23 protein-coding genes and 1 riboswitch are annotated in these 24035 nt (G+C 57.1%); of the genes, 13 read left to right on the plus strand and 10 right to left on the minus strand.

The features are described from left to right. Positions 1-162: 162 nt before the first annotated feature. The 4 genes from T9A_RS04220 to T9A_RS04235 are packed head-to-tail and all read right to left on the minus strand — an operon-like array spanning position 163 to position 4642. A complete protein-coding gene (locus T9A_RS04220; RefSeq protein WP_035245329.1) occupies positions 163-927 on the minus strand; it encodes an ABC transporter ATP-binding protein in 765 nt (254 codons plus the stop codon). After that, a complete protein-coding gene (locus T9A_RS04225) occupies positions 927-1868 on the minus strand; it encodes a FecCD family ABC transporter permease (RefSeq protein ID WP_084573390.1) in 942 nt (313 codons plus the stop codon). Before T9A_RS04225 ends, T9A_RS04220 begins: the two co-directional genes overlap by 1 nt. Before the next feature lie 25 nt (positions 1869-1893). Then, positions 1894-2793, minus strand: coding sequence for a cobalamin-binding protein (locus T9A_RS04230; protein WP_035245330.1), 900 nt, complete (start codon positions 2791-2793; stop codon positions 1894-1896). 19 nt (positions 2794-2812) lie between these two features. Then, complete coding sequence (locus tag T9A_RS04235; protein ID WP_035245331.1) at positions 2813-4642, minus strand: TonB-dependent receptor domain-containing protein; 1830 nt, start codon at positions 4640-4642, stop codon at positions 2813-2815. A 116-nt stretch (positions 4643-4758) separates the two neighbouring features. Then, a riboswitch (cobalamin riboswitch) is annotated at positions 4759-4997 on the minus strand. A gap of 206 nt (positions 4998-5203) precedes the next feature. On the opposite strand from T9A_RS04235, the gene cobT reads away from it, so the two are divergent. Further along, the gene (gene cobT, locus T9A_RS04240) at positions 5204-6256 is read left to right on the plus strand and encodes a nicotinate-nucleotide--dimethylbenzimidazole phosphoribosyltransferase (protein WP_052042473.1); all 1053 of its coding nucleotides are present in this window, start codon (positions 5204-5206) and stop codon (positions 6254-6256) included. A 3-nt stretch (positions 6257-6259) separates the two neighbouring features. Continuing rightward, positions 6260-6859: a histidine phosphatase family protein gene (locus tag T9A_RS04245; RefSeq protein ID WP_035245332.1), complete on the plus strand. Its 600-nt coding sequence runs from the start codon at positions 6260-6262 to the stop codon at positions 6857-6859. 172 nt (positions 6860-7031) lie between these two features. On the opposite strand, the gene cobU is transcribed toward T9A_RS04245, so the two are convergent. Together cobU and T9A_RS04255 are read right to left on the minus strand one after the other, a co-directional pair. Beyond that, positions 7032-7562 (minus strand): bifunctional adenosylcobinamide kinase/adenosylcobinamide-phosphate guanylyltransferase, encoded by a 531-nt coding sequence (cobU, locus tag T9A_RS04250; RefSeq protein WP_035245333.1) that lies wholly within the window; start codon positions 7560-7562, stop codon positions 7032-7034. Beyond that, positions 7562-8140 (minus strand): PhnA domain-containing protein, encoded by a 579-nt coding sequence (locus T9A_RS04255; protein WP_035245335.1) that lies wholly within the window; start codon positions 8138-8140, stop codon positions 7562-7564. The genes cobU and T9A_RS04255 overlap by 1 nt, the downstream gene beginning before the upstream one ends. Positions 8141-8408: 268 nt before the next feature. Between T9A_RS04255 and T9A_RS04260 the strand changes: the two genes are divergently transcribed. Continuing rightward, positions 8409-9206, plus strand: coding sequence for a hypothetical protein (locus T9A_RS04260; RefSeq protein WP_035245338.1), 798 nt, complete (start codon positions 8409-8411; stop codon positions 9204-9206). 38 nt (positions 9207-9244) lie between these two features. Here T9A_RS04260 and T9A_RS04265 read toward each other — a convergent pair whose 3' ends face one another. After that, the gene (locus T9A_RS04265) at positions 9245-10471 is read right to left on the minus strand and encodes a molybdopterin molybdotransferase MoeA (RefSeq protein WP_035245339.1); all 1227 of its coding nucleotides are present in this window, start codon (positions 10469-10471) and stop codon (positions 9245-9247) included. A 40-nt stretch (positions 10472-10511) separates the two neighbouring features. Then, positions 10512-11024, minus strand: a complete 513-nt coding sequence (gene moaB / locus T9A_RS04270) for a molybdenum cofactor biosynthesis protein B (protein ID WP_035245342.1) — start codon at positions 11022-11024, stop codon at positions 10512-10514. A 158-nt stretch (positions 11025-11182) separates the two neighbouring features. Here moaB and T9A_RS04275 point away from each other — a divergent pair, with 158 nt between their 5' ends. The 6 genes from T9A_RS04275 to T9A_RS04300 all read left to right on the plus strand — a co-directional run bounded on the left by T9A_RS04275 (position 11183) and on the right by T9A_RS04300 (position 15588). Next, positions 11183-12550 (plus strand): cytochrome P450, encoded by a 1368-nt coding sequence (locus tag T9A_RS04275; protein ID WP_232222002.1) that lies wholly within the window; start codon positions 11183-11185, stop codon positions 12548-12550. A 380-nt stretch (positions 12551-12930) separates the two neighbouring features. Beyond that, positions 12931-13572, plus strand: coding sequence for an MBL fold metallo-hydrolase (locus tag T9A_RS04280; protein ID WP_035245344.1), 642 nt, complete (start codon positions 12931-12933; stop codon positions 13570-13572). Positions 13573-13579: 7 nt separating this feature from the next. Next, positions 13580-14113, plus strand: coding sequence for a mechanosensitive ion channel domain-containing protein (locus tag T9A_RS04285; protein ID WP_035245345.1), 534 nt, complete (start codon positions 13580-13582; stop codon positions 14111-14113). Between the two features lie 83 nt (positions 14114-14196). Then, positions 14197-14499, plus strand: a complete 303-nt coding sequence (locus T9A_RS04290; protein WP_035245346.1) for a BPTI/Kunitz domain-containing protein — start codon at positions 14197-14199, stop codon at positions 14497-14499. Further along, a complete protein-coding gene (locus T9A_RS04295) occupies positions 14496-14834 on the plus strand; it encodes a DUF4870 family protein (RefSeq protein WP_035245347.1) in 339 nt (112 codons plus the stop codon). Before T9A_RS04290 ends, T9A_RS04295 begins: the two co-directional genes overlap by 4 nt. Positions 14835-14892: 58 nt before the next feature. After that, the gene (locus T9A_RS04300) at positions 14893-15588 is read left to right on the plus strand and encodes a DUF2057 domain-containing protein (RefSeq protein ID WP_035245348.1); all 696 of its coding nucleotides are present in this window, start codon (positions 14893-14895) and stop codon (positions 15586-15588) included. A gap of 670 nt (positions 15589-16258) precedes the next feature. On the opposite strand, the gene T9A_RS17265 is transcribed toward T9A_RS04300, so the two are convergent. Further along, positions 16259-16474: a S24 family peptidase gene (locus T9A_RS17265; protein WP_408605292.1), complete on the minus strand. Its 216-nt coding sequence runs from the start codon at positions 16472-16474 to the stop codon at positions 16259-16261. Positions 16475-16676: 202 nt separating this feature from the next. On the opposite strand from T9A_RS17265, the gene T9A_RS04305 reads away from it, so the two are divergent. The 3 genes from T9A_RS04305 (at position 16677) to T9A_RS04315 (ending at position 23101) form a co-directional block, all read left to right on the plus strand. Then, a complete protein-coding gene (locus tag T9A_RS04305) occupies positions 16677-16901 on the plus strand; it encodes a hypothetical protein (RefSeq protein ID WP_198030608.1) in 225 nt (74 codons plus the stop codon). A gap of 68 nt (positions 16902-16969) precedes the next feature. After that, the gene (locus T9A_RS04310) at positions 16970-21856 is read left to right on the plus strand and encodes a DEAD/DEAH box helicase (protein WP_035245349.1); all 4887 of its coding nucleotides are present in this window, start codon (positions 16970-16972) and stop codon (positions 21854-21856) included. Between the two features lie 135 nt (positions 21857-21991). Continuing rightward, positions 21992-23101 carry a hypothetical protein gene (locus T9A_RS04315; protein WP_035245351.1) on the plus strand — a complete coding sequence of 370 codons (1110 nt, stop codon included), beginning with the start codon at positions 21992-21994 and terminating at the stop codon, positions 23099-23101. A gap of 157 nt (positions 23102-23258) precedes the next feature. Here T9A_RS04315 and T9A_RS17000 read toward each other — a convergent pair whose 3' ends face one another. Next, positions 23259-23414 carry a hypothetical protein gene (locus tag T9A_RS17000; protein WP_156964819.1) on the minus strand — a complete coding sequence of 52 codons (156 nt, stop codon included), beginning with the start codon at positions 23412-23414 and terminating at the stop codon, positions 23259-23261. A 114-nt stretch (positions 23415-23528) separates the two neighbouring features. Between T9A_RS17000 and T9A_RS04320 the strand changes: the two genes are divergently transcribed. Further along, a complete protein-coding gene (locus T9A_RS04320) occupies positions 23529-23915 on the plus strand; it encodes an MbcA/ParS/Xre antitoxin family protein (RefSeq protein ID WP_035245352.1) in 387 nt (128 codons plus the stop codon). Positions 23916-24035 lie beyond the last annotated feature (120 nt).

A 24035-nucleotide genomic window follows, 5' to 3' on the forward strand; every position in this document is an offset into this window, starting at 1 on the left:
TTCTCAACGCTTTTGAATTTCGTTATTAATCTGGGCAATTAAGAAGACATGTCTTCTGAAGGCTCACTCCGTAGTGAGCTATGCTTGCATGGCGAACTGGCGAGCGATCTGCGCAAGCAGGTTCGCCATGCAAGCATAGCTCCTACAGCCTATTAACAGTTTTCACCCCGGCACAAACACCGGCGCGCCGTTGATCTGCCCCACACTGAGCTTCTGGTCGTAAAGTCGCTCCAGCGCCTCCGGCACCAGCATGGTGTCGGCAGGCCCGAAGCACAGCTCGCCATCGGGATAGAGCAATAGCAAATGGTCACACCAGCGGGCCGCCAGATTCAGATCATGCAGACACATGAATACTGCCGCGCCCTGCTCCGCCTGCCGGTGCAGCAGCTCCATCACCGCTACCTGATGATGCAGATCCAAATGATTGGTGGGCTCATCTGCCAGCCAGATGGCCGGCTGCTGGGTCAGGGCCGTGGCAATGGCCACCCGCTGGCGCTCGCCCCCGGACAGGGTGCTGACCAGCCGATCACTGAGCAGACGCAGGGACAGGGCATCCATGGCCTGGTTGGCCAGACGCAGATCACTGCCACTTTCCCGCTGCCAGGGGGAAAGAAAAGGATGACGGCCAATCAACACGGTTTCCTGCACCGTGGCAGGAAAACTGTCCTGACGTTCCTGAAACACCACCGCCAGTTTTTGCGCCAGTTGCCGGCGGCGCAGTTGAGTCAGGCATTCACCATCCAGCAACACCTGACCACTGCGCGGCGGCCTTAACCCCGCCAGGGTATGCAGCAGTGTGGACTTGCCTGCGCCATTGGGACCCAGCACGCCCCAGCGCTGGCCCGGCAGAATCCGCGCGGTAAAGGGCTGGCCTGCCGCACGGCCGGGAATATCGACCACCATATTGCTGGCTTCGAGAATCGCCATCACCGACTCCGATACAGCAGGAAGAGGAAAGTGGGCACCCCGAGCAGGGCGGTGATCACACCCACCGGCAACTGCTCTGGCGCCATCAGGGTTCGCGCCAGGGTATCGGCGATGGTCAGCAAGGCGCCGCCGGCCATGACACTGGCTGGCAGAATGATGCGCTGATCATTGCCCAGCACCAGCCGCAGCATGTGCGGCACGATCAGCCCCACAAAGCCCACACTGCCGGCGGTGGTTACCGCCACCGCCGTCAGCAGGCTGGCCAGCCCATAGACCAGCCAGGCAAGCGGCTTCACTGCCACACCCAGAGCCGCCGCCTGTAATGGCCCCCGGGCCAGCACATTGAGGCTGCGCCCCAGCGGCAGCGTGACAATCAGCACCGGGATCAACACCAGCCAGGCCAGCCACGGCGAGCGGGCGTAACTCAGGTCGCCCATCAACCAGTAGAGCATGCCGGGCAAGCGGTCCGCCGGGCTCAGCGACAGCATGAAGGTAATCACTGCCCCCCAGCCGGCAGCGATGACCACGCCGGTGAGCAGCAAGCGAGTCGGCGTCCAGCTACCCCGCCCCTGGGCGAGACCAAAGACCAGCAGGGTGGACAGCAGGGCACCGGCAAAGGCGGAGCCGGACACCATCGCCGTACCCAGACCCAGCAACATGGATGCCAGCGCCCCCACCGCCGCACCGCCGGAGATGCCCAGCACATAGGGATCGGCCAGCGGGTTGCGCAACAGCACCTGCATCAGGGCACCGGCCAGTGCCAGCAGGCCACCGGTGGCAAACGCCGCCATGGCACGAGGTAATCGCAGGGAAAATACCAATTCGCCAAACAAGGGATCGCCCCGCCCGGCAACTGCCATCCACAACTCCGTGAGGCTCATGGAGACACTGCCCACAGTCACCGCCACCAGCAATGCCAGCGCACCCAGTGCCGCCAGCATCAGCAGGGAAGAGACAGCTCGGCGGCTAATCACGGGCGCGCACGGTGTCGAGATGGCTGCACAGGGTGCGAGTGCCGGCCAGCATCTGTGGGGTGGGCCGCTGCAAGGTGGAGGGCGCCACAAAGAACAGGTTGTTCTGCTGCACCGCACGCAGGGAGGAAAACTGCTTCCAGGGCTCTAGCCACGAAGGGTCATCCTCACCCATGCCACCGGCGATGATCACCTCCGGGTCCTTGGCAAGCACCGCCTCGCGGCTGATCTTGGGCGCCAGGGATGCCAGCTCCCCGAACACATTGACGCCACCACAGATCTGGATCGCCTCGCTGATCAGATGCTCGTTGTTAACGGTCATCAGCGGCTCTTCCCAGACCTGGTAAAACACCGTCACCGGTTCCGCCTCCGCATAGCGCTGGCGCAGGGAGTCCATGCCACTGCGCAAAGCATCGGCCGCCCCCTGGCCCACCGCTTCGGTCCCGGCCAGCACCGCCAGGCGTTCCAGAGTAGTGCTGATGTTGTCAAAACGGCGGGGTTCGCTGTGATACACCGGCACGCCCATGGCCTGCAGGCGCTCGACCTGTTCCATGGGATTACCACTGCGCCAGGCAACGATCAGATCCGGCTTCAACGCCAGCACCGCTTCCAGATCCAGCCGTTTGTAGCTGCCCACCCGCGGCAGTTTTTCCGCCGCCGGCGGATAATCACTGAAGCTCACCGCCCCCACCACCTGCTCGCCGGCACCGGCAGCGAACAGCAACTCTGTGGCACCAGGGGACAGAGCAATGATGCGACTGGCCGGCTGCCCCAGACAGACCTGTCGATCTGTATCGTCGGTGACACAGACCTGTGCCCGGGCCAGCCCGCTCCCCAGACACAGCATGACTGCCAACAGGGGAAGACAAAGCGATAACAGACGGGCTGGGGGCATGGCGGACTCCGTGTTTCAGTTACTGCACATCGTAACGCAGGCTTACCATTACGGAACGCCCGGCGTTGAGATAGTTCCAGCCACTGAAGTTCTGCGCGGTGGCATACTCCTTGTCGAGCACGTTTTTCATTGTCAGCCGGGTGGACCAGTTCGGCGCAAACTGCCAGCCGGCACGCAGATCAAACAGGCCGAACCCGGAAAGCCGCTGGGTGTTGGCAGCATCATTGTACCTGTGCCCCTGGAAACTGGCGGTGCCACCCAGGGTCACGGTGCCGATGCGACGATCCACATCCAGCCGGCCCAGACGCTGGGCACGACGAGCAATCAACGTATCAGTATCCCGGTCTTCCGGTTTCAGGGCGGAGAAAGCCACCCGCACCTGCCACTCCTGCCAGTCCATGCCCAGGGCTAGCTCCGCCCCTTCGATGCGGGCCTTATTCACATTGAACGAGGAGCCCTTGCTGCCATCGTAGGCGATCAGGTCATCAATATTGGTGCGGTACACCGCCGCATCCCAGAACCAGTGTTGGTACTGTGCGCGAACACCCAGCTCACCGGTTTCCGAGGACTCCGGTTTCAGGTTCGGGTTACTGAAGAAAAAGGGCGGTGAATCCGGGAAATAAAGATCGTTGAAGGTGGGCGCCTTGAAGGCCGTGCCATAGCTCACCCGTACCCGGTGAACCGTATCCAGCTTGTAGCCCAGGGCCGCAGCCCCGGTCACCTTGCTGCCGTAGGCATCGTTATCGTCATGGCGCAGGCTGCCTTGCAGATCCAGCGCGCCAAAGTGCAACAAAGCCTGACCAAAAGCGGCCTTGTTGTCCCGGTCCGTCACGTCGTACTCGTTGCTGCTAGTGATCTCGTCACGCAGGTATTCGCCACCCAGCACAAACTGATGGGCCCCGGCCGCGAACACATTCTGCCAATTGACGGTACGGGTGCGGGTATCGAAAACGCCGTTACTGACGTCATTGGCAAAGTCTTCGCTTTCGTCCTTGGCCTGGCTGATCAGCACCTTGGTCTGCCAGCCATCGGTGAGCATTACCTCACCTTTCAACCCTGCCACCTCCAGCGCGTAGTCGATATTTCGATCGTCTGCCGGCGTGCTGCCTTCAAATTCCGTATTGCCCTGGGTATGAAAACCGAACACACCTATTTCACCACGGTCGCCAAAGCGGTGGCTGATTTTGGCGATGCCGGCGGTGTTGTCGTAGCCGCGCTCTTCACTGTTTTCACGCAGCTCGATGCCATTGGTGCGGAAGCGATTGATACCCAGGCTATAACGGGTGCCGCCCTGTTCACCGGAAACGCCGGCACCGGCATTCATGGTGCCGAAACTGCCGGCACCGAAATCCAGCCAGCTGCCATCATCGCGGGTAAATAGCTGCACCACACCACCCACCGCATCAGCACCGTACAGGGAACCGCGAGGGCCACGAACCACTTCCACCCGCTCCAGCATGGCCGTTGGCAGATATTGCCAGGCCGGGCTCCCGGCGGTGGCGGACCGCAACCTCACCCCGTCCACCAGCAGCAGGGTCGCATCACTGGATGCCCCCCGCACGAAGACGCTGGCAATCTTGCCGAAAGAACCATTACTGGTGGTATCCACACCGGGCTGACCACGCAGAATATCGGCTATGTCCACCGGCTGCTGATCACGAAGTTGTTGCTCGTCTACCACCGTGACAGAAGACAGCGACGCCTCCGTGGTTCGGCTCACCAGGGCTGGGGTTACCACCACCGGATCCAGCATTGCGGCCTGTTGTGGTGAGGAGGTATCGGCCTGAACCACCGACGGCAAGACAGACAAAGACAGGGCGGCAGGTGCCGCCAGAAAACGCAAAGACATGAAGGAGATCCCCTGTTGCCGTGCCCACCCGCACGGCCTGGATTCAGCCGCGGAGACACAACAGGGATAACCGGCACCGGACGGCACCGTTACACCCCGCCATCGCCCACCGCGACGCCAAGTTTCACCTTCTGGCCGGTCTCCGGGCTGATGAGCGAGGTGGAATACCTCAGCGCGTTCGCCTTCCCATGCACCCTTTCGGGCTTTGGCACAGTGGCACTACGAAACGCGATTCACTCAATCACCGTTGCGGGGGCAGCGTCGGACCGGCTTTGCGAACACCACAAAGCACACCGACTTCCCGTTTAACCCGTCTGTGTGTGAACAGGCGGGCACCGGAAGGTGGCGCGAAATTACCAACGGCGGCGGCAATAAGCAAACGGATACGTGTTGCTTGAGGAAAATTCAGGAGAAGTTGAGCGCCACTAATAAATGCCATGCAGGCATGACTCCAACGGAGGCGATCAGCTCCGGAGGCTGCCAAGAGGTTTACTTGACAGCTTCGGACCAGGGGCAGAGGATTTGCCGCTTTCCGGCCCCTGTCCTTTTCGGGAGTGTTCCGTGCCCCAGCCTTCCCCTTGGCAAACAGCGATTCCTTCGCCCAGTCAGACGCACCGTGAAACTGCCCTGTCCCGCCAGGGCCAGCTCACCAAACCCGCCGGTTCGCTGGGTCGCCTGGAAGCACTGGCGGTTGATCTGGCTGCACTCCAGAACACTGATACACCGGGTGCCGACCGCATCAGCATCGCCGTCTTTGCCGCCGACCACGGCGTCTGCGTAGAAGAAGTTTCGGCTTTCCCTCAGGCTGTCACCGGGCAGATGATTGCCAACTTCGTTGCCGGCGGGGCCGCCATCAGTGTCATGGCCCGGCATCTGCAAGCGCGGCTGGAGGTGATCAACCTGGGCACCGCCACCCCGCCGCCCACAAGCGACGGCGTGGTGGATGAAGCCATCGCCGCCGGCACCGCCAACCTGGCCCGTCAGGCCGCCATGTCGACAGCACAACTGGAACAGGCCCTGGCCGCCGGTGACCGGGCGGCACAGCGTGCGGCAGACCAGCAGGCCCAGCTTTTTATCGGTGGCGAAATGGGCATCGGCAACACCACCAGCGCCAGCGCCGTGGCCTGTGCCCTGCTGGCCGAGCCGGCGTTGGCGCTGGCCGGGCCCGGCACCGGCCTGGACGCGGAGGGCGTCAGCCACAAGGTCACGGTGATCGAACGGGCGCTGGCCCGCCACGGGGACAACCGGGAACCGCTGGTGGTACTGGCCTCCCTGGGCGGTTTTGAAATTGCTGCCCTGGCAGGCGCCCTGATCGGCAGTGCCGCCCGTGGCATTCCCGTGCTGGTGGATGGTTTCATTGTCACCGTGGCCGCTCTGGCCGCCGTACGGTTACGGCCGGATCTGCGCGACTGGCTGTTGTTCGCCCATCACTCCCGGGAACCCGGCCACACCCGGCTACTCGAGGCCCTGAACGCAGAGCCGGTTCTCAACCTGTCCATGCGCCTGGGGGAAGGCAGCGGTGCGGCGGTGGCCGTGCCGGTGATTCGCAGCGCCTGCGCCCTGCATAACGGCATGGCAACCTTTGCCGATGCCGGCGTCAACAACGCGGAGTAGACCATGACCACCACCCTGTTTGATCTGATCCGTCACGGCGAACCTGCCGGTGGCCACATGTATCGCGGTCATAAGGACGATCCGCTCAGCGAACTGGGCTGGCAGCAAATGCGCGATGCCATTCAGGTGGACGATCAGTGGGACCACATCCTCACCTCACCGCTGCTGCGCTGCCGGGAGTTTGCCGCGCACCTGTCGGAGACCATCAATGTTCCCTTCACCGTGGCCCACGACTTCAAGGAGATCAGCTTCGGCGACTGGGAAGGAAAAACCCGGGAACAGGTGGCAAACGAATACGGCGACCACCAGGCCAGCTTCTGGCGCGATGCAGAAAACCACCCACCGGTGAACGGCGAAACCATTCAGGATTTCCATCAACGCATCGGTGATGCCTGGGCACTATGGCAGCAGGCGTTACAAGGTCAGAGAGTGCTACTGGTCTGCCACGGCGGCGTTATCCGCATGGTGCTGAGTCATGTACTGGGGCTAAACCCGGGCAAAGCCATGGCCGGATTCCAGGTCCCCTTCGCCTGCCGCTCGCAGGTGCGCATTGATAACACCGAGCAGGGCACCTTGAGTTGTCTGGTGAGGCACGGGGACTAACCCGCCGTCATGCCGCTGTAGGAGCGCCGCTTGAGGCGCGAACCGAGCGTAGCGAGGCGACAAAATTTCACAGCAAGCCAGAACTATCCGAAGAAACCCGTCCAGTTCGACAAGCCATCATCGCCCAAGGGCGATTCCTGACCGGGTGAGATTCGCGCCTCAAGCGGCGCTCCTACAAAAGAGCCTCCCCCTTCAACGTCTGCGCGAGCCCCGCCACCGACAACACCACCCGATCACACTTTTTCGCCAGGGCCTGATTCAACCAGCCCAGCTCATCGGCAAAGCGGCGGGTCAGCGGGTCCATGCCGATCGTCCCCAGCCCCACCTCATTACTGACGATCACCACCGAACCCGGATAGCCCGCCAACGCCGTCAGGAAATTTTCCTTTTCACGCACAAAAACGACATCACCTGCATGCAGCAGATTACTCACCCACAGACTCATGCAATCAATCAGCACGCATGGCGGCGGTGACAGGGTGGCCTGGCGATTCAAGAGACTGCCCAGCTCCACCGGTTCTTCCACCAGCCCCCAGCTGGCAGGACGGCGTCGCTGATGACGACGAATACGCTCACTCATTTCACCATCCCCGGCGGTGGCCGTAGCCACGTACACCACCGGATCGGGTTGCTCCGACACCAACCGTTCCGCCAGCGAACTCTTGCCGGAACGGATACCGCCGAGAATCAGGGAATGTGGCATCAATTCTTTTTCACAAACTGGGTGAGGATGACAATCCGCTGACCTTCCACCCGACCTTCTATCTGTTCCGGGTTATCCTGCACCAGCGAGATATTACGCACCGGTGTGCCACGCTTGGCGGTGAAGTTGGCGCCCTTCACATTGAGATCCTTGATCAGGGTGACGCTATCACCCGCTTCCAGCACAGCACCGTTACTGTCGCGATGCTCGACTTTTTCGTCGTCGCTTTGCCCTTCCCCGGTGGCCTTAGCCCAGGCCAGCGTCTCGTCATCCAGATAGAGCATATCCAGCAGATCCTGGGGCCAGCCTTCCGCCCGCAACCGTGTCAGCATACGCCAGGCCAATACCTGCACCGCCGGCTCCTGGCTCCACATGCTGTCGTTAAGACAACGCCAGTGGTTGATATCCTCGTTGCCGGGATTGTCGATCTGAAAACTGCAGGTTTCGCACAACAAGGCGCTCTGCGCCGCCGTGCCATCCCCTTCCGGCGGCACCGCATACACCGCCAGCGCCTCACCGGCGCCGCACAGTTCACAGGTCGAGTCAGCTCGCGCCAGCAGCGCGGATTCCAGGGTCATTTGTTCGCTCCGTCAATTTGCCGGCCAGTATACAGGTGGGAGAAGGGCCGAAGTGTTCCGCCGGCGAATAAATTAAGCATCCACCTTAGCGTGAACCACAATGCTTGCCGTCCAGAAAACTCAGCTAAATACTCCCGACACTGCTCAGAACACCTATTTCACCATTATAAAAAAAAGCGCATTGACCCACGAGAGATCTACTGCCAACCTTATTCCTGAAATTCATAGGAAGAATTTCATACAAACAACAATATCTTAAGGACGCATCATGAAAAAATTCTGGACAGCCCCAATTGCCATCTTGGCAATCTCTATTTCTTCCCCCGTAACCGCAGACCTGAACACGCTGAATGTTACCTTCTCGCCAGATTCCGAGACATTTTACACCGGAGAAACCATCGCCTTCTCAGTAGGCAGTGATGGTTCAGAAGCACAATACCGCTATGTCCTGGAAAGACTCTCAGAAAACGACATCATTCGTATCGAAAACTCTCGCTGGTCCTTTGACACCAGTTATCAGCTTGATACTTCAGCGTTGAATCTTGAAGAGGGCAACTACCGGTTACGCGTTATTTCCAGAGAAAAAGCGAACAAAGATGAGGTCCTGGTAAAATTTAATACTTTTACCCTTAACGGTTACCAGCCCACGCCATGCGAAGCATTTGAAGAGGGCACTTACACCAACATCAATGCCTCGCCCCTAAACCAAAGCTACTCGCTCAACGCGGCGATGAATATTATTTTCTCCGGCCTGCTACTTACAACGGACGAAAACGCCAATAATATTAATCAAATCACTTTCTCTGAGGGTCAGGTTCACGTTTTCCCTGCAGAACCTATGACAGCAGATGTGAACTTTTATGGCACACATCAAATCAACTTCCCGCAGCCATTGTCCGGCAGCTATACCTGCCAGGGCGGCACTATTTCGATTAACGCAAGCGGGCAAGCCAGCAGCGCAGGTGGAGCGATCGATTTCGGAGGCCTCATAACAACCATTGAAGGAAACCTGTCAATCGATGGAGCTACCGGCTCTTTGTATAACGGGACCGTGTTTTTCGATTAAGAACAGGAGGGGCAGCACAATGCTGCCCCCTTTTTCGCCTAGCCATCGATAAGGGCTGAAAACGGAAAATAATCCAGAGAATATCCATCTTTGACTACTTCACCCACCGGCACCACCGCCAGCCCATCCGCCCACACCGCAGAACTCAACATGCCGGAACTCTGATTGGGGTGTTTCTCCAGCACCAGATTGCCGTCCTTCTGTACGCAACGAACACGTAAATATTCCTGTCGCTTGCCGGCCTTTTTGACAGAAAAGTCCGCCGGCAGAAGGAAGGGTTCCGGCAAAACTTTTTCAGCACCACAGCAACGACGCAAGGTGGGCAACACCAGCATCAGGTAACAGACCAGCACCGCAGACGGATTGCCGGGCAGACCGAAAAACGGGATGCCATCCACACTGCCGTAGGTGAACGGCTTGCCCGGCTTGATCGCCAGGCGCCAGAAATCCAGCTTGCCTTGCTGCTCCAGCACCGCCCGTAGATGATCCTCCTCGCCCACGGACACACCGCCGGTGGAGATAATCACATCCGGGCGCTGCTGAGGGTCGGTGAGAGCACGGGTCAGGGAGGCGTGGATAATGGCCGGGTCATCCGGCAGATGCTCCCGTCGCACTTCGGCAAAGCCACTCTGAATCAGCAGCTGCTCCAGTTGCGGGCCATTGCTGTCGTAAATCTTGCCGGGCAACGGCGTTTCATCCGGCGCCTGCAGTTCATCCCCGCTGGTAAGCACCAGCACCCTGGGGGCATACACCCGCACCCGTGACACCCCCACCGAGGCGATCAGCCCCGCCGCCTGGGGAGTCAGGCGCTGACCGGCACGCATCACCACTTCATCCAGCCGGGCATCCTGCCCCGCCGGACGAATATTCTGCCCGTCGCTGACCGAAGCCTGTGCCGGCAGCCGCACCCGGCCGTCGGCGATTTCGCAGTCTTCCTGCATCAATACGGTATCTGCCCCGGCAGGCACTGGCGCGCCGGTGAAGATGCGCGCCACCTGCCCCGGCATCAGGGTGCCCGGCGGGTCACCGGCGGCAACACGCAGCGGCATGGGCAGAGTCAGACCGGGCTCGTCCAGGTCCGCATAGCGCAGGGCCACGCCATCCACGGCGGCATTATCAAAGGCCGGCACATCCACGCGGGAGACCACGTCTTGGGCCAGGTACTGGCCACGGGCCTGATTGAGGGCAATCTCCTGGACCCGGGCAAACGGCGCTGCGCTGTCCAGCAATCGGGCCAGGGCATCCTCTACCGGCATCAAACTCATCCGCACATCCCTCCATGCTGCATCGTTGTTGTCATCGTCCTCAACGCCGAATCTGGGCGACAAAGTTACAGGGCCGATGACGGGCATCCAGCTGGTCGCGGATGATGCGATCCCAGCCGGTGGCGCAGGCATTGTTGGAACCGGGCAGGCAGAAGATCACCGTGCGATTGGCCAGACCGGCCAGGCAACGGGACTGGATGGTGGACGAGCCGATGTCTTCCACGCTGACCTGGCGGAACAGTTCGCCAAAGCCTTCAATGTGCTTGTCGAACAACACACCCAGGGCTTCCGGGGTGGAGTCACGCCCGGAAAAACCGGTGCCGCCGGTGGTGAGAATGCCCTGGATGCGCTCGTCGGCGATCCACTCGGACACCACCTTACGCAGCTGGTAGATGTCATCCTTGACGATCTGGCGGGCCTGCAGCTGATGGCCGGCCTCCTGCAGACGCTGGACCAGAAGATCCCCGGAGGTGTCATTATCGGGGGTACGGGTATCGCTGACGGTCAACACCGCCAGGGCCAGGGGCTCAAAGGCTGCCGCGGGCTTGGACATAGGGATTCTCCTTGCTGATGGCGCCAATGCTAGCACGAGCCATGCCACAGTGGCTGGACAGCACATCCCGGATTGACCGCTGCCAACAGCCCCCTGTTCGCCACAGTATGCTCACAGTACATTGACGCTATACAACGTGTTTATCGGGAGAGCTGACAATGAGCAGCAGCATGGAAACCGCCCAGCAGGATGCCGCCCGCCTGCCGCGCCTGCCACAACGCAAGCTGGACAATATACCGGGGGATTATGGTACGCCGTTACTGGGCGACACCATCCCGTTCCTCAAGGACTACCACAAGCTGGTCACCCGGCGGGCCGAAAAATACGGTCTGGTCTCCAAGGGATCGGTGCTGTTTCAACGCGGCGTAACCCTGCTGGGGCCGGAGGCCAACGAGTTTGTCCTCAAGGACCCGGAACACGTGTTTTCCAGCCGTGCCGCCTGGAACCCGTTCCTGGAGAAGCTGTTCACCGACGGGCTCATGTTGCGCGATTTCGCCGACCATAAGTTCCATCGCCGCATCATGCAGCAGGCATTCAAGAAGCCGGCACTGGCCAGCTACCTGGACCGCATGAACGCCCATATCAGCAGCCAGATCCACCCCTGGCAGACCGGTGAAACGCTAAGCTTCTTCGACCATATCAAGGCGCTGTTGCTGGATGTGGGCGCGCAGATTTTCTTCGGCCTGGACATGGGCCCGGAATCCGACAAGGTAAATAAATCCTTTATCGACTCCGCGGATGCCTCCCTGGCGGTATTGCGCCTGCCGATTCCCGGCACCCTCTGGCACCGGGGCATGACAGGACGCCGCTACCTGGAAAAATTCGTCACCGATCTGATCCCGCAGAAACGGGCCAGCGAGACCCCGGATTTCTTCAGCGAGCTGTGCAAGGCCGCCGAAGAGGAAGGCGGCCTGAGCGATCAGGATGTGATGAACCACATGATCTTCCTGCTGTTCGCCGCCCACGACACCACCACCAGCACACTGTGCTCCATCATCTATCTGCTGGCACAGCATCCCCACTGGCAGGACCAGCTGGCCGAAGAAATGGCCAGCCTGGACAAGGACAGCCTCGACTACGACGACCTGGCCAAGCTGGAAAAAACCAGCTGGGTATTCCGTGAAACCCTGCGCATGCGCCCGCCGCTGACCGCCTTCCCGCGCCGCACCGTCAAGGAAGTGACCTTCCAGGGCTACACCCTGCCGCGCAACACCCTGGTCAACCTCTCTCCCCTGTTCACCCATTACATGGAAGAGTATTGGAGCAACCCGCACACCTTCGACCCGGAACGTTTCAGCGACGAACGCGCCGAACACAAGAAGCATTTCTACCAGTGGATTCCCTTCGGCGGTGGTCATCACAAGTGCCTGGGCCTGAACTTTGCCGAGCTGCAGACCAAGACCTTCCTGTTCCACTTCCTGCAACGTTACAAGGTTAGCCTGAAACCGGGTTATGAAATGCCGGTACAGCAAGTGCCGCTGATCATGCCCAAGGATGGTTTGCCGGTGGTGCTGGAAAAGCGGTAAAGCAGCACGGCTTCGCCTCCAGCGACGAGCTGCTAGCTACAACGCCGCTGCAGGAGCGTCGCTGGCGGCGCGATTGAATGTAGGAGCACCTCTTGAGGTGCGAACCGAGCGTAGCGAGGCAACAAGGGGAGCGTCAGCCGTTCTTACTGAAACCTGTCGAGCTCTGGAATGCCTGATCGCCCTGCGGTCGATATCCACGCAAGCCCGGTTCGCGGCTCAAGCTCCGCTCCTACAGCGGCTTTGTAGAAATGCCGAGGTCCTGGGAACTTTCCACCCGTTCCCTATCCAACGAGCGTAGCTCGTAGCTTTACTCTTCAGGCATGAATCCGGTCCCGGTTTGCGGCTATACTGCGGGCACATTTTTTACCCGATAGACAGCCATGAAGTACGCCATCCTGCCGGTCACGCCCTTCCAGCAAAACTGCTCCTTCCTGAAATGCGACACCACCGACAAGGTGGCCATCGTCGATCCCGGCGGCGATCTGGACAAGATTCTGGAAGCCCTGCAGCAGGTCGGCGGCACGCCGGAAAAGATTCTCGTCACCCACGCCCACCTGGACCACATCGGCGCCGTGGCCGAGCTCGCAGAAAAACTGGATCTGCCCATCGAAGGGCCACACACCGATGACCAGTTCTGGATCGACATGCTGCCCCAGCAGGCGCAGATGATGGGCTTTCCCGCCTCGCGCCCGTTCACCCCGAACCGCTGGCTCGAGGAAGGCGACACCGTCACCGTGGGCGAAACCCGTCTCCAGGTGCGTCACTGCCCGGGCCACACCCCCGGGCACGTGGTGTTCTACCAGCCGGAAAGCAAACTGGTGGTGGTCGGCGATGTGCTGTTCAACGGTTCCATCGGCCGCACGGATTTCCCCAAGGGAGATTTCGACACCCTGGTCCAGGCCATCAAGGACAAGTTGCTGACCCTGGATGACGATGTATCCTTCATCCCCGGCCACGGCCCCATGTCCACTATCGGTCACGAGCGGGCCAACAATCCCTTCGTTTCCGGCAAACACGGTTGAGGCAGAGATGGAATCCAGCGCAATGAAATGGGGCCTGACAATTGCCGTTATCCTGGTGGCCTGGCTGTTGTCCGTATTACTGCGGGGCGCCACCCGGCGCCTGGGCCGACGTCGTGATTTCAGCCGGGCACGTATCTTCCAGACGGCAGTCGTGATCAACAGCGCCTGTGTGGTACTGGCTCTGCTGTCCATCGGCATCCTCTGGGGCCTGAACGGCAGCGGCCTGATGGTGTTCGCCACATCGATGATGGCCCTGCTGGGTGTGGCCCTGTTTGCCAGCTGGTCCATGCTCAGCAACACCACCGCCGCCATTATCCTGTTCTTCAGCGCCCCCTACCGGGTGGGCGATCGCATCCGCCTGCTCGATGGCGACAACACGGTCACCGGGCAGATCCGTTACATGGGGCTGATCTTCATCACCGTTCAGGACGAGTTGGGCCACCGCTACACCCTGCCCAACAACCTGCTGCTGCAGAAGACCGTGATTCGCCTGCGCGGCGACACCCTGCCCAAAGACCAGAAACACTGCCGGGCTGACTAACACACCCGCGACAGAGTAAAGTGACACTTTATTGAAAGGCCTTGCCGGTTTGGGCCGTTGCTGATCAACACAAGGACGACACCATGCGGCTGCTCTTTCCCCTGATCTTCATCACCCTGCTGGCCGGCTGTCAGAACGGTACTGAGGCCGGCAACACCCTGCCGGACGCCTGTTACCAGGCGCCGGAAACCGGCATGTGCAAGGCGGCTTTCCAGCGTTACTACTACGATCAGGAAAGTGACAGCTGCAAGAGCTTTACCTGGGGTGGCTGCAAGGGCAGCGTGCCCTTCGACACACAGGACGCCTGCGTGCAGACCTGTAATGCCAGCAACAGCGAGCCTGCCAACCCGGCGAAAACCTATCGCAGCAAGGGAGATCCGCAATGAGTCAAACATCGTCCCTGGGCATGGCCCGGGCGGTTTATGTACTTCACCTGGTGGGGCTGATCACCGGTGGGCTGACCGCCGTTGCCGGAGTTATCATTGCCCACCTGTACGCCGGGGATGCAACACCGCCCCTGCGTGAGCACTTCCGCTTCCAGTACCGCACCTTCTGGATAGGCCTGCTCTACAGCGTCATTGCCGGCATCACCACCCTGGCCTTTATCGGCTGGCTGCTGATGGCGGTGCTCACCATCTGGTGGATCGTGCGCTGTGCCCGCGGCCTGAGCACCCTGAATCGCAACGTGGCACCTGCCCGGGTCGACACCTGGGGCTTTTGAGCTGTCACAATATTGTCACCCTGGCCCGCCAGACTGGTGGGCCAATCAAGGAGATACCATGCTGTCCCTGCGCCTTATACCGCTCGTCCTCTGCGCCCTGTTCCTGTCCGCCTGTGCCCGTAGCCCGGTGGTCCAGCTCTATGATGGCCCCGCCAAGTCCGACAGCCAGGTGCTGACCGTGCGGGTGCCCAGTGAAATAGAAGTGTTCACCATCAACGGCAAGGAAGTGGATGGCGTGAATACCTTCTTCGCCACCGACTTCAAGGAACTCAAGCTGGCCCCCGGCCGCTACGAAATCCTCGCCTACTACAAGGAGCTGTGGCAGCTGGATGCGGACAACCACGACATCGTGAAAACCAACCCGGCCAACTTCATCGTCGATGGCAAGGCCGGCGAGAAATGGCAGCTGGATTACGACAAGCCGGCCAACGTGGAAGAGGCGCGCGCCCTGGAAGATTCCTTTACCGGCCAGGCCATCAACACCGCCACCGGTGAAAAAGTCGCGGCCAAGGAATCCAACCTGATCCTCAAGCGCGGCTTCCTCGCTCCCATCACCGGCGAAGAGGTGAGCACCGCCTCCAGCAAGAACATCGCCCCCCAGCAAAGCGCCTCTCCGGCACCGACCGAGCCTGCTGCGGCAGCGGCAGCAGCACAACCGGCACCCGCCGCCAGCTACCTGGACACCCTCAAAGCCCAATGGAAGCAGGCCACCCCGGAAGAACGCCGGGAGTTTCTGCAGTGGATTTCGCAGTAACCGGCTACCTGATAACGGAAATGGCTTAACGCCATTTCCGTTCTTCCCTACGAAGCCGCTGTAGGAACGTAGCGTAGCGGAGTAACGACCGTAGGTCGGCCCGAAGGGTGAGCGTAGCGAATAACACCGCTTGAGGTGCGAACCTTGCGAAGCAAGGAATCGCCCAGAGGGCGATCAGGACTCGCCGAACCTAACAGGTTTCTCCAGGTAGGCCTGACATTCTCTGAGAATTTTGTCGCCTCGCTGCGCTCGGTTCGCGCCTCAAGATGCGCTCCTACAGCGGCCTTGTAGATGAATTAGTCGCAACGTCCGCCGATCACTCCCCCTGAATCGTCGCCACCACCCGCCTCGCCCCACCATGATCCCGGTGCTCGCACTGACATCAACCCCGAATGACACACTTTTTGACACCCCTATTATCCACTCCTGGCGCCCTATTAGCAGCATAGACGCATGTCAAAAGATATCCGCTGAATCAGGAGAGAAATTTGACAAAATAAGGGAGCCGTCATCAATTCAGCTGTCATTCTCAACATTTGCCTACACAACCATTCGCCCTATGAACCAGTTGGGGATATCTTGGCATGACAAAGTAACCTTGATCCGCCCTCGCAAGATTCACGTGCGTATTAAAGCGTGGGAAAGAAAAAAGCCAACGGCGTTATGATCATCATCGAATCTCCATCATTAGGCGAGGAGCAGGTCGCAAACACAGTTCTTTGACTGTGAAGTCACCGTCCACTGCCGCGATCACCGTATTCCTATGCTTTGCTTCGAGAGAGCTGGCTCCAACCAGGATGTCGCCTGGGCAAATCCCAGCATCCACAATGGATGTTCTGGCGGCACGAACGAAGAACGTGGCGGTCGGACGGGTAACACAGCTCATTGAGATCCAGCCGAACCTCCTCAAAGCCCTGGGCGGGGGACGGATGATCTGCAACGGCACAACAAACGGCAATACAAATACTGTACAAAAAAACAGCACGCTCAATAAACCACAACCATTCCCAATTAGATGGCCTTAGGCTATCAATGACACTAAACTTAGCTCCATATCCAGCCCATTTTTTTGCGTATGGAGGCAGCCCATGCTGCAGAGAGTGTTGTGCGGCTACACCACCGCCATCAGCAAGTTCAAGTCGAATCCCAGTGCCGCTTTGGCTGAGGCTAACGGCCAGGCCATTGCGGTTTCCTCGAACAATCAGATCCAGTTCTATGCCGTCCCAACCGCTCTTTTCGAGAAAATGGCGGAGTTATGCGAGACTGCGCAGCGGAACGAAGCTCCAGGCAAGGCGACCCCCAATAATCTATAACCAACTCCTTGTCACACCGAACATAGCCAGTAATTTCCCTTGCTAAGAAAAGAATGATTGGAGAATCAATGTCATCGCCACTTTACGAGCTGCTGGAACGCTATCGCACCCACGCCAAGACTGATCGTGAGATGGGAGAGTATTTCGAGCTCTTCGTTAAAGCCTATTTTGAGCATGACGATATTCAGAGGCAGCATTATGACCAGGTGTGGACCTATGGTGACTGGGCCGAAGAGCATGGACTGAGCCGTAAGGACACAGGCATTGATCTGGTGGCGCGTCTTCGGGGAGCCCCGGAGACCTTCTGTGCAATCCAGTGCAAGTTCTATAACCGCGATTATAAACTCCACCGCAAGGATCTGGATGGCTTCTTCACCGCCTCCAACCGCAAGAGCTTTACCCGGCGGATCATCGTCGATACGACTGAAACGGAGCTGGGCACGAACGTCCAGGCGCTCCTGGATGATGCAGAACAGTACGTTGAAACCTACCGGATCAGCCTACGAGACCTGGAAAGCAGTCGGATTGACTGGACACTGTTCTCCGAGAAGCAAGAGATTGCTTACCAAGCCAAGAAACAGCTCCGGCCCCACCAGGAAGAAGCCCTCGCGGACGTTCGAGCGGGGCTGGGAAAGGCCGACCGCGGGAAACTCATCATGGCGTGTGGAACCGGGAAGACCTTCACAAGCCTCAAGATCGCTGAGGACCTGGCAGGCCCCGGGAAGCGGGTGCTTTTCATGGTACCGTCGTTAGCCCTCATGTCACAGACCGTCACCGAATGGTCAAATGATGCGACCGTACCGCTCCGCTCCTTCGCGGTATGCTCTGATGCACAGGTTGGCAAGCGCAAGAAAGGCGATGACGTAGCCGACCTTCAGCAGCATGATCTGGCGTTCCCTGCTACCACCGACCCTGCCAAACTCGCGGCGGAGGCCGGACAAGCCGACCCTGACGCCATGACAGTGGTTTTCTCCACTTACCAATCCATCCAGGCCATCTCCCAGGCACAACAGGAGCATAGTCTGCCGGAATTCGATCTGGTCATCTGCGATGAAGCCCACCGCACCACCGGTGTCACCTTGTCCGGCGAGGACGAATCCAACTTTGTCCGCATCCACGACAACGGCCACGTCATGGCCAAGAAACGCCTCTATATGACCGCCACACCCCGAGTATTTGGCGACAATGCAAAAGGGAAGGCTGATGAGAGCGGGCACGAGCTGTGCTCAATGGACGACAAGTTAAAATTTGGAGAGGTGTTGTTTTACCGGGGCTTCTCCTGGGCAGTAGAGAACGACCTCCTTACCGACTACAAGGTAATCATTCTCGCCATGGACGAAGGCCTGGTGGGCCGCGGTGTCCAGCGGGCGCTGTCATCGGGAGACAACGAGCTGCAGCTCGATGACGCAAGCAGAATCGTAGGCTGTTACAAGGCCCTGACCAAGGCCACCCTGAAGGACGACATCCAGTATGACGCCAAGCCCATGCGGCGTGCCCTGGCGTTCTGCCGTGACATTCGTTCCTCGAAGCTCATCCAGAGCCAATTCGCTGAAGTGGTTGAAGAGTATGTGAACTACCATAGTGAAGAGGATGGAGCACCTGAGCTGCAATGCTCCCTGGAGCATGTGGACGGCACCTTTAATGCCAAGACCCGCAACCGCCTGCTGGACTGGCTCAAAGCCGAACCAGAGCCCAATGAATGCCGCATTTTGACCAACGCACGATGCCTTTCCGAAGGGGTCGATGTGCCGGCACTCGACAGCATCATGTTTCTCCATCCAAGGAAGTCACAAATTGATGTGATCCAGTCGGTTGGCCGGGTTATGCGTAAAGCTGGGCCGAGTAAGCGAATGGGATATGTCATTCTGCCGATTGGTGTGCCTCACGGCGTCACCCCGGAAGAAGCGCTCAACGACAATGAGCGTTACCGGGTTGTCTGGCAGATCCTTAATGCTCTCCGAGCACATGATGAAAGTCTTGATGCGACCATCAATCGTGCCTCTCTAGGCGAGGATGTCTCCGATAAAATTCAGGTGGTAGGCATCAACAATGAAGAACTGTCCGCTGTCACAGCAGAAGTGAACAACCTTCCCTCCCGGAGCAGTGGAAATCCCGATAAAGCAAGCACTGGGATTGGAACTCAGGGGGAGCCTGAGAACCAGCCTGAGGATAATGGCTCCCCTCCTACCCAGCTCGGAATCGACTTCAATGCTGAAATCAGCGAGGCCATCCTTGCGAAGCTAGTAAAGCGCTGTGGAACCCGCGATTACTGGGAAGACTGGGCGACCGATATTGCTGACATTGCCCGCAAGCACATCACTAGAATCAAGGCGACCCTGGAGGAAGGCGGCAAGGCCCGTACTGAGTTCAATGCCTTCCTGACTGAGCTACGCGACGATCTCAACGACAGCATCAGAGAGGATGATGCTGTAGAAATGCTCGCCCAGCACATCATCACACGGCCGGTGTTCGAGACCCTGTTTGAAGGCCACCAGTTCACCAAAGAGAACCCGGTCTCCAAAGCCATCCAGCGGATACTGGATGTACTCGATGAGCACCGGATCGACAAAGAGTCTCAATCCCTTGAGAAGTTCTATGAGAGCGTGAAACGGCGCTCCCAGGGAATCCAAACCAGCCATGGCAAGCAGCGCCTGGTGGTCGAACTCTACGATAAGTTCTTCCGCAACGCCTTTCCACGGCTGACCCAGCGCCTCGGTATTGTTTACACGCCGGTTGAGGTGGTGGATTTCATTATCCACTCCGTCAACGATATCCTGCAGAGTGAATTTGGACAGACCCTGAGTAGTGAGGGGGTACACATTATTGACCCCTTTACCGGCACCGGCACTTTCATCACACGCCTCCTGCAGTCAGGCCTAATCAAGCCAGAAGAGATGACCCGGAAGTACCAGAAAGAGATCCACGCGAACGAGATCGTGTTGCTTGCCTATTACATCGCCGCGATCAACATCGAGGCCGTCTACCACGATAATACAAAGGCAGAATACACCCCATTCGAGGGCATTTGCCTGACCGACACCTTCCAGATGTACGAGAAGGAAGATATGGTTTCCAGCTTGCTTGCGGACAATTCTGAGCGTCGGAAGCGACAGAAAGAACTGGATCTGAAGGTAATCATTGGGAATCCGCCATATTCTGGCCAACAAAGTAGCGAGAATGAAAACAATAAGAACACCTCATATCCAGGTTTGGATGCCCGTATTCGCGACACTTATGCTGAAGCATCCAGCTCTAAACTAGCCAAAAGCAACTACGATTCCTATGTCCGCGCTATCCGTTGGGCATCTGACCGGATCGAAAGAAAAGGGGTAGTTGCCTATGTTACAAACGGTTCTTTCATAGACTCGAAGAATCTGGATGGGCTTAGAAAGTCACTCTGTAAAGAGTTCAGCAAAGTTCTCGTATTTAATCTGCGAGGGGACGCAAAGAAAACCGGTGAAGATCGACGCAAAGAAAAAGGGAATATTTTTGGTGAAGGGTGCCGAACCCCCGTGGCCATTACGATATTGATAAAGAATTCCGAAATGCCAAACCAGGGGAGCCTCCATTATCACGCTGTTGGCGATTATCTAACTAAAGAAGACAAGTTGAGGCTAATCGCAGATCACGCAAGCATCTCATCTGTACCATGGGAGGAGATGACCCCAAACACAGAAGGTGATTGGATTAACCAGAGAGATCCTGCTTTCCAACGCTTCCTGCCACTTGCTGAACGTGACTCTTCTAATGGCACGTCTGTATTCACATCTAATTCCTACGGTGTCGTTACCAACCGAGACCCTTGGGTCTATAACAATTCCGCTGCAAAACTTGAGAAATCGGTGAAAAATCTGATTCGAGCCTACAATGAAGAGTGTGAGAAATACCGCAAGGCCAGTGACGGATTAGGTAAAGGTGCCAAGCCCTCTCTGGAGGATGTTGTATCCAACGACCCGAAGCGCATCAGTTGGACTCGGGCTCTTAAGAATGATGCAAAACGGGGTAAGGATATTCAATTTGACCCTGATAACATTGTAATTGGTACGCACCGGCCATTTGTCCGACAATACATGTACTTTGATCGCCGTCTGAATGAAATGGTTAACCTCACAAAGCGGATGTTCCCCACGAAAAAGCATGAAAATATTGTAATTTCATGTACCGGAGTGACCGACCGCAAGGGATTCTCCTGCCTCGTGGCCAACCAAGTTCCCAACATGCATCTGACAGACACGGGCATGTGCTATCCGCTCTACTTTTATGAGGACAGGGATAGTGCTGCAGATTTGTTCGATGCCGCAGAAGATGACCCATATATTCGTCGGGATGGCATCACAGACTGGTCACTATCCGTCTTCCGCCATCACTACAAAGATAAATCCATCTCCAAGGAAGATATCTTCTGGTATTCCTACGGGGTATTGCATGCTCCAGAATACCGCAACCGCTTCACCGCCGATCTACAAAAGGTTCACCCGCGCATTCCTCTCGCACCTGATTTTCGCGCTTTCAGTGAAGCTGGCCGAGCCCTAGGACAGCTTCATCTCAATTTTGATAGCGTTGAGATGCACCCGGTCGAAATTAAGATATCGGGAGGTCGCAGTTATGAGGAACTAACCACTCAAGACTTTAGGGTGAATAATAAATGGAAGTTCGGAGGGAAGGCCAAAGACAAAGACAAATCCATTGTTAAATATAACAGCACAATCACCATAGCTGGCGTACCCGTAGATGCCTACGACTACGTTGTAAATGGAAAGCCCGCTTTGGAATGGGTGATGGAGAGTCAGCTGGTCAAAACGGACACAACCAGCGGTATTGTCAATGATGCGAACGACTACGCCATAGAGACCATGGATTACCCAGCCTACCCGCTCGAACTGTTCCGGCGTGTAATTACAGTGAGCCTTGAAACGATGAAAATCATCAGGAATCTCCCCGAGCTTGACATCTAAACCCGGCTAACAGCGTGACATTTTGACCTACCGGGCGGATGGAGCGAAGCAGACCAATTGAGTTCTGCCTAGATAGACAGCATAACCTGATTGAATTTTGCTTATGTTTGAGGGAAGGAATTGGAGAGGCAAACAGTGGGATATGAAGATTTTGATGCACTGCTAATGCTCCCTGCAGACTTTCCTTATGCCGACCTCCAAGCGGTATCCCTAATCTTAGATAATGAGAACGTATTCGTCCCTGGCTATATACCACCTGATGTTGGCCTCTATCACGTCGATGGTTTTATCTATCATGCTTGGGTAGAAAATTCCAAGACTGTGCTTCTCCCGGATAGAAACATTGTTTCCCGGTTGGCTAAAATTGCCAAAGGAGAATCAGTGGCCAACAACGGGGATGTCCACAGCCGTAAAGTTGCGGCAATTCTGGCATTCGCCCAATGCCTTGATATTCAGATAGAACCATCTATTGCTTTTCATGAGTTGGCCCCTCATCAGGGAAACTCTGAAGCAATAGATGAGCTTTCTTGGTTCCGTGTCGCTGACAATGGCTCTCCCAAAGAGTGGCTTGCTTTTGCACTCAGGGAAGCAGATCGCATTAAAACCATTGCCCCCCCACAACCAATTGATTCAATAGATCTGGCCAAGCCACTTAAGCGCTGGAGGCGCAATTATACGGCTGCCTTAAAAATTGCATCACTAGAACTTGCACAAAACATTAACGCCCTTGACAAGGTCTTGGCGCTATTCAGATGGATGTATTCGGATTTTATTTTGGCAGGCCCGGCAGCCATCCTAGCCTGCGTTTACTTTGCCCCCAACTCCCCACCAAAGAAAGGACTATTTAAGAGCTTGCGCTCACCAACCAGAGAGAGAGCCATCGAAGGAATAAAAAATGCTGCCTGGGACATTACACATTTAAGCAATTTCGTTCAGCATATTAGTGCTGAAAAAGAAAATAGCGGACGTCGGTTCATTTTCGCCACCCTTGATGAGAGCCTTCGTGAAATTGCCCGTATTCTGATAGGGCAGACCCATGACATCCCTCCTCAAGAGGAGTTGTTTTTGTTCTTAAAGCAATGGTGGCCTGCAGATGATGCACAACGAATTTCAGCCACCTGGTTTGAATACACCAATAAAACTCGGAATGCTGACTGGTGGGATCAGTATAAAGACCGGCCTGACTACGTTGGAGAAATAGCTTCTCAGATCGAGAAGGATATTCTGGCATGGAGATCTAAATAAACCACAAACCCCATATTGAGACAAAGAGTTATCTAAATTTAGGGATCCCCTGACCCCCCCCTGAATTTTCCAAGTTGGATTTCCAAACCTATTTTGCAAATAGCCCGGTCAGCTCTCGGCCTGCTTCACATGCGAAACCAAAACCGACGCAATAGACCTATAGGAAAACCAGTTTAATAGTAGCTGCCGCGCTAGTGAAAAAATCGAGCTTTAGGGCACGGCGAACACTTTCCGGCATGGTTTTTTTGGTATCGGCGACAAGGATTACCATGGCTGCTCTTTTAGCAAAACTTCCTTGCCACGGCATGGTCATAGATCTACCTTACGCTGGTAACCTGTCTGGCGCTCTTTTCAGAATTAACCCCCCTTGCCATTCGATGCAAGATTAGTGAACAAATTGAGCCTTATTCTAAATATTTGAGTTTTTATGGATATTCAGAAAAACACCCAAACCTATGATCGCGAAAAGGTCAGTAAGATGCTGATGGTACTGTTTTCGCATTGGGGCCTTGGCACAGAGGAACAGTTGATCCTGCTTGGGATGACTAAGGGTGATCGGGACACTTTGGCTCGATATTGCGAAGAATGGACTCTACCCAATGACAGGGACAAATTGGAGCGAGCTGGAATTCTACTTGAAATCCATAAATCTCTGCGCTTACTGTTTCCCAACAATCGTGAATTGGCTTATGACTGGATGTCGCAGCCCAACCAGGCCTTCGAAGGGATCACTCCTGTTCAACAGATAGATAAGCTAGGGATGCAGGGAATGTATATGGTTAGGGCCTATCTGCGCCACCAGATAGAGGGTTAGTTATCGATTGTATAGCAAGCCTCTTTTGGACAAAACGAATAAGTAAGAACCTCAAAACTTGGCCACATCACCATCCGAAAGAAGGTTTATCTGGTCTCTCAACTCGTCGATTAGTTCCTG

It is taken from the genome of Alcanivorax jadensis T9 (assembly GCF_000756655.1).
Lineage (GTDB): Bacteria > Pseudomonadota > Gammaproteobacteria > Pseudomonadales > Alcanivoracaceae > Alcanivorax > Alcanivorax jadensis.

Bases quoted from the DNA above. Each gene is read 5' to 3' on its own strand.
- T9A_RS17000 (WP_156964819.1), bottom strand. From the start codon at position 23,414: ATGACCATGCCGTGGCAAGGAAGTTTTGCTAAAAGAGCAGCCATGGTA.
- T9A_RS04265 (WP_035245339.1), bottom strand. From the start codon at position 10,471: ATGAGTTTGATGCCGGTAGAGGATGCCCTGGCCCGATTGCTGGACAGC.
- T9A_RS04230 (WP_035245330.1), bottom strand. From the start codon at position 2,793: ATGCCCCCAGCCCGTCTGTTATCGCTTTGTCTTCCCCTGTTGGCAGTC.
- T9A_RS04280 (WP_035245344.1), top strand. From the start codon at position 12,931: ATGAAGTACGCCATCCTGCCGGTCACGCCCTTCCAGCAAAACTGCTCC.
- T9A_RS04285 (WP_035245345.1), top strand. From the start codon at position 13,580: ATGGAATCCAGCGCAATGAAATGGGGCCTGACAATTGCCGTTATCCTG.
- T9A_RS04290 (WP_035245346.1), top strand. From the start codon at position 14,197: ATGCGGCTGCTCTTTCCCCTGATCTTCATCACCCTGCTGGCCGGCTGT.
- cobU (WP_035245333.1), bottom strand. From the start codon at position 7,562: ATGCCACATTCCCTGATTCTCGGCGGTATCCGTTCCGGCAAGAGTTCG.
- T9A_RS04305 (WP_198030608.1), top strand. From the start codon at position 16,677: ATGCTGCAGAGAGTGTTGTGCGGCTACACCACCGCCATCAGCAAGTTC.
- T9A_RS04255 (WP_035245335.1), bottom strand. From the start codon at position 8,140: ATGACCCTGGAATCCGCGCTGCTGGCGCGAGCTGACTCGACCTGTGAA.
- T9A_RS04320 (WP_035245352.1), top strand. From the start codon at position 23,529: ATGGATATTCAGAAAAACACCCAAACCTATGATCGCGAAAAGGTCAGT.
- T9A_RS04300 (WP_035245348.1), top strand. From the start codon at position 14,893: ATGCTGTCCCTGCGCCTTATACCGCTCGTCCTCTGCGCCCTGTTCCTG.
- T9A_RS04310 (WP_035245349.1), top strand. From the start codon at position 16,970: ATGTCATCGCCACTTTACGAGCTGCTGGAACGCTATCGCACCCACGCC.
- T9A_RS04260 (WP_035245338.1), top strand. From the start codon at position 8,409: ATGAAAAAATTCTGGACAGCCCCAATTGCCATCTTGGCAATCTCTATT.
- T9A_RS17265 (WP_408605292.1), bottom strand. From the start codon at position 16,474: ATGAGCTGTGTTACCCGTCCGACCGCCACGTTCTTCGTTCGTGCCGCC.
- T9A_RS04235 (WP_035245331.1), bottom strand. From the start codon at position 4,642: ATGTCTTTGCGTTTTCTGGCGGCACCTGCCGCCCTGTCTTTGTCTGTC.
- T9A_RS04220 (WP_035245329.1), bottom strand. From the start codon at position 927: ATGGCGATTCTCGAAGCCAGCAATATGGTGGTCGATATTCCCGGCCGT.
- T9A_RS04295 (WP_035245347.1), top strand. From the start codon at position 14,496: ATGAGTCAAACATCGTCCCTGGGCATGGCCCGGGCGGTTTATGTACTT.
- moaB (WP_035245342.1), bottom strand. From the start codon at position 11,024: ATGTCCAAGCCCGCGGCAGCCTTTGAGCCCCTGGCCCTGGCGGTGTTG.
- T9A_RS04275 (WP_232222002.1), top strand. From the start codon at position 11,183: ATGAGCAGCAGCATGGAAACCGCCCAGCAGGATGCCGCCCGCCTGCCG.
- T9A_RS04225 (WP_084573390.1), bottom strand. From the start codon at position 1,868: ATGCTGGCGGCACTGGGTGCGCTGGCATTGCTGGTGGCGGTGACTGTG.
- T9A_RS04245 (WP_035245332.1), top strand. From the start codon at position 6,260: ATGACCACCACCCTGTTTGATCTGATCCGTCACGGCGAACCTGCCGGT.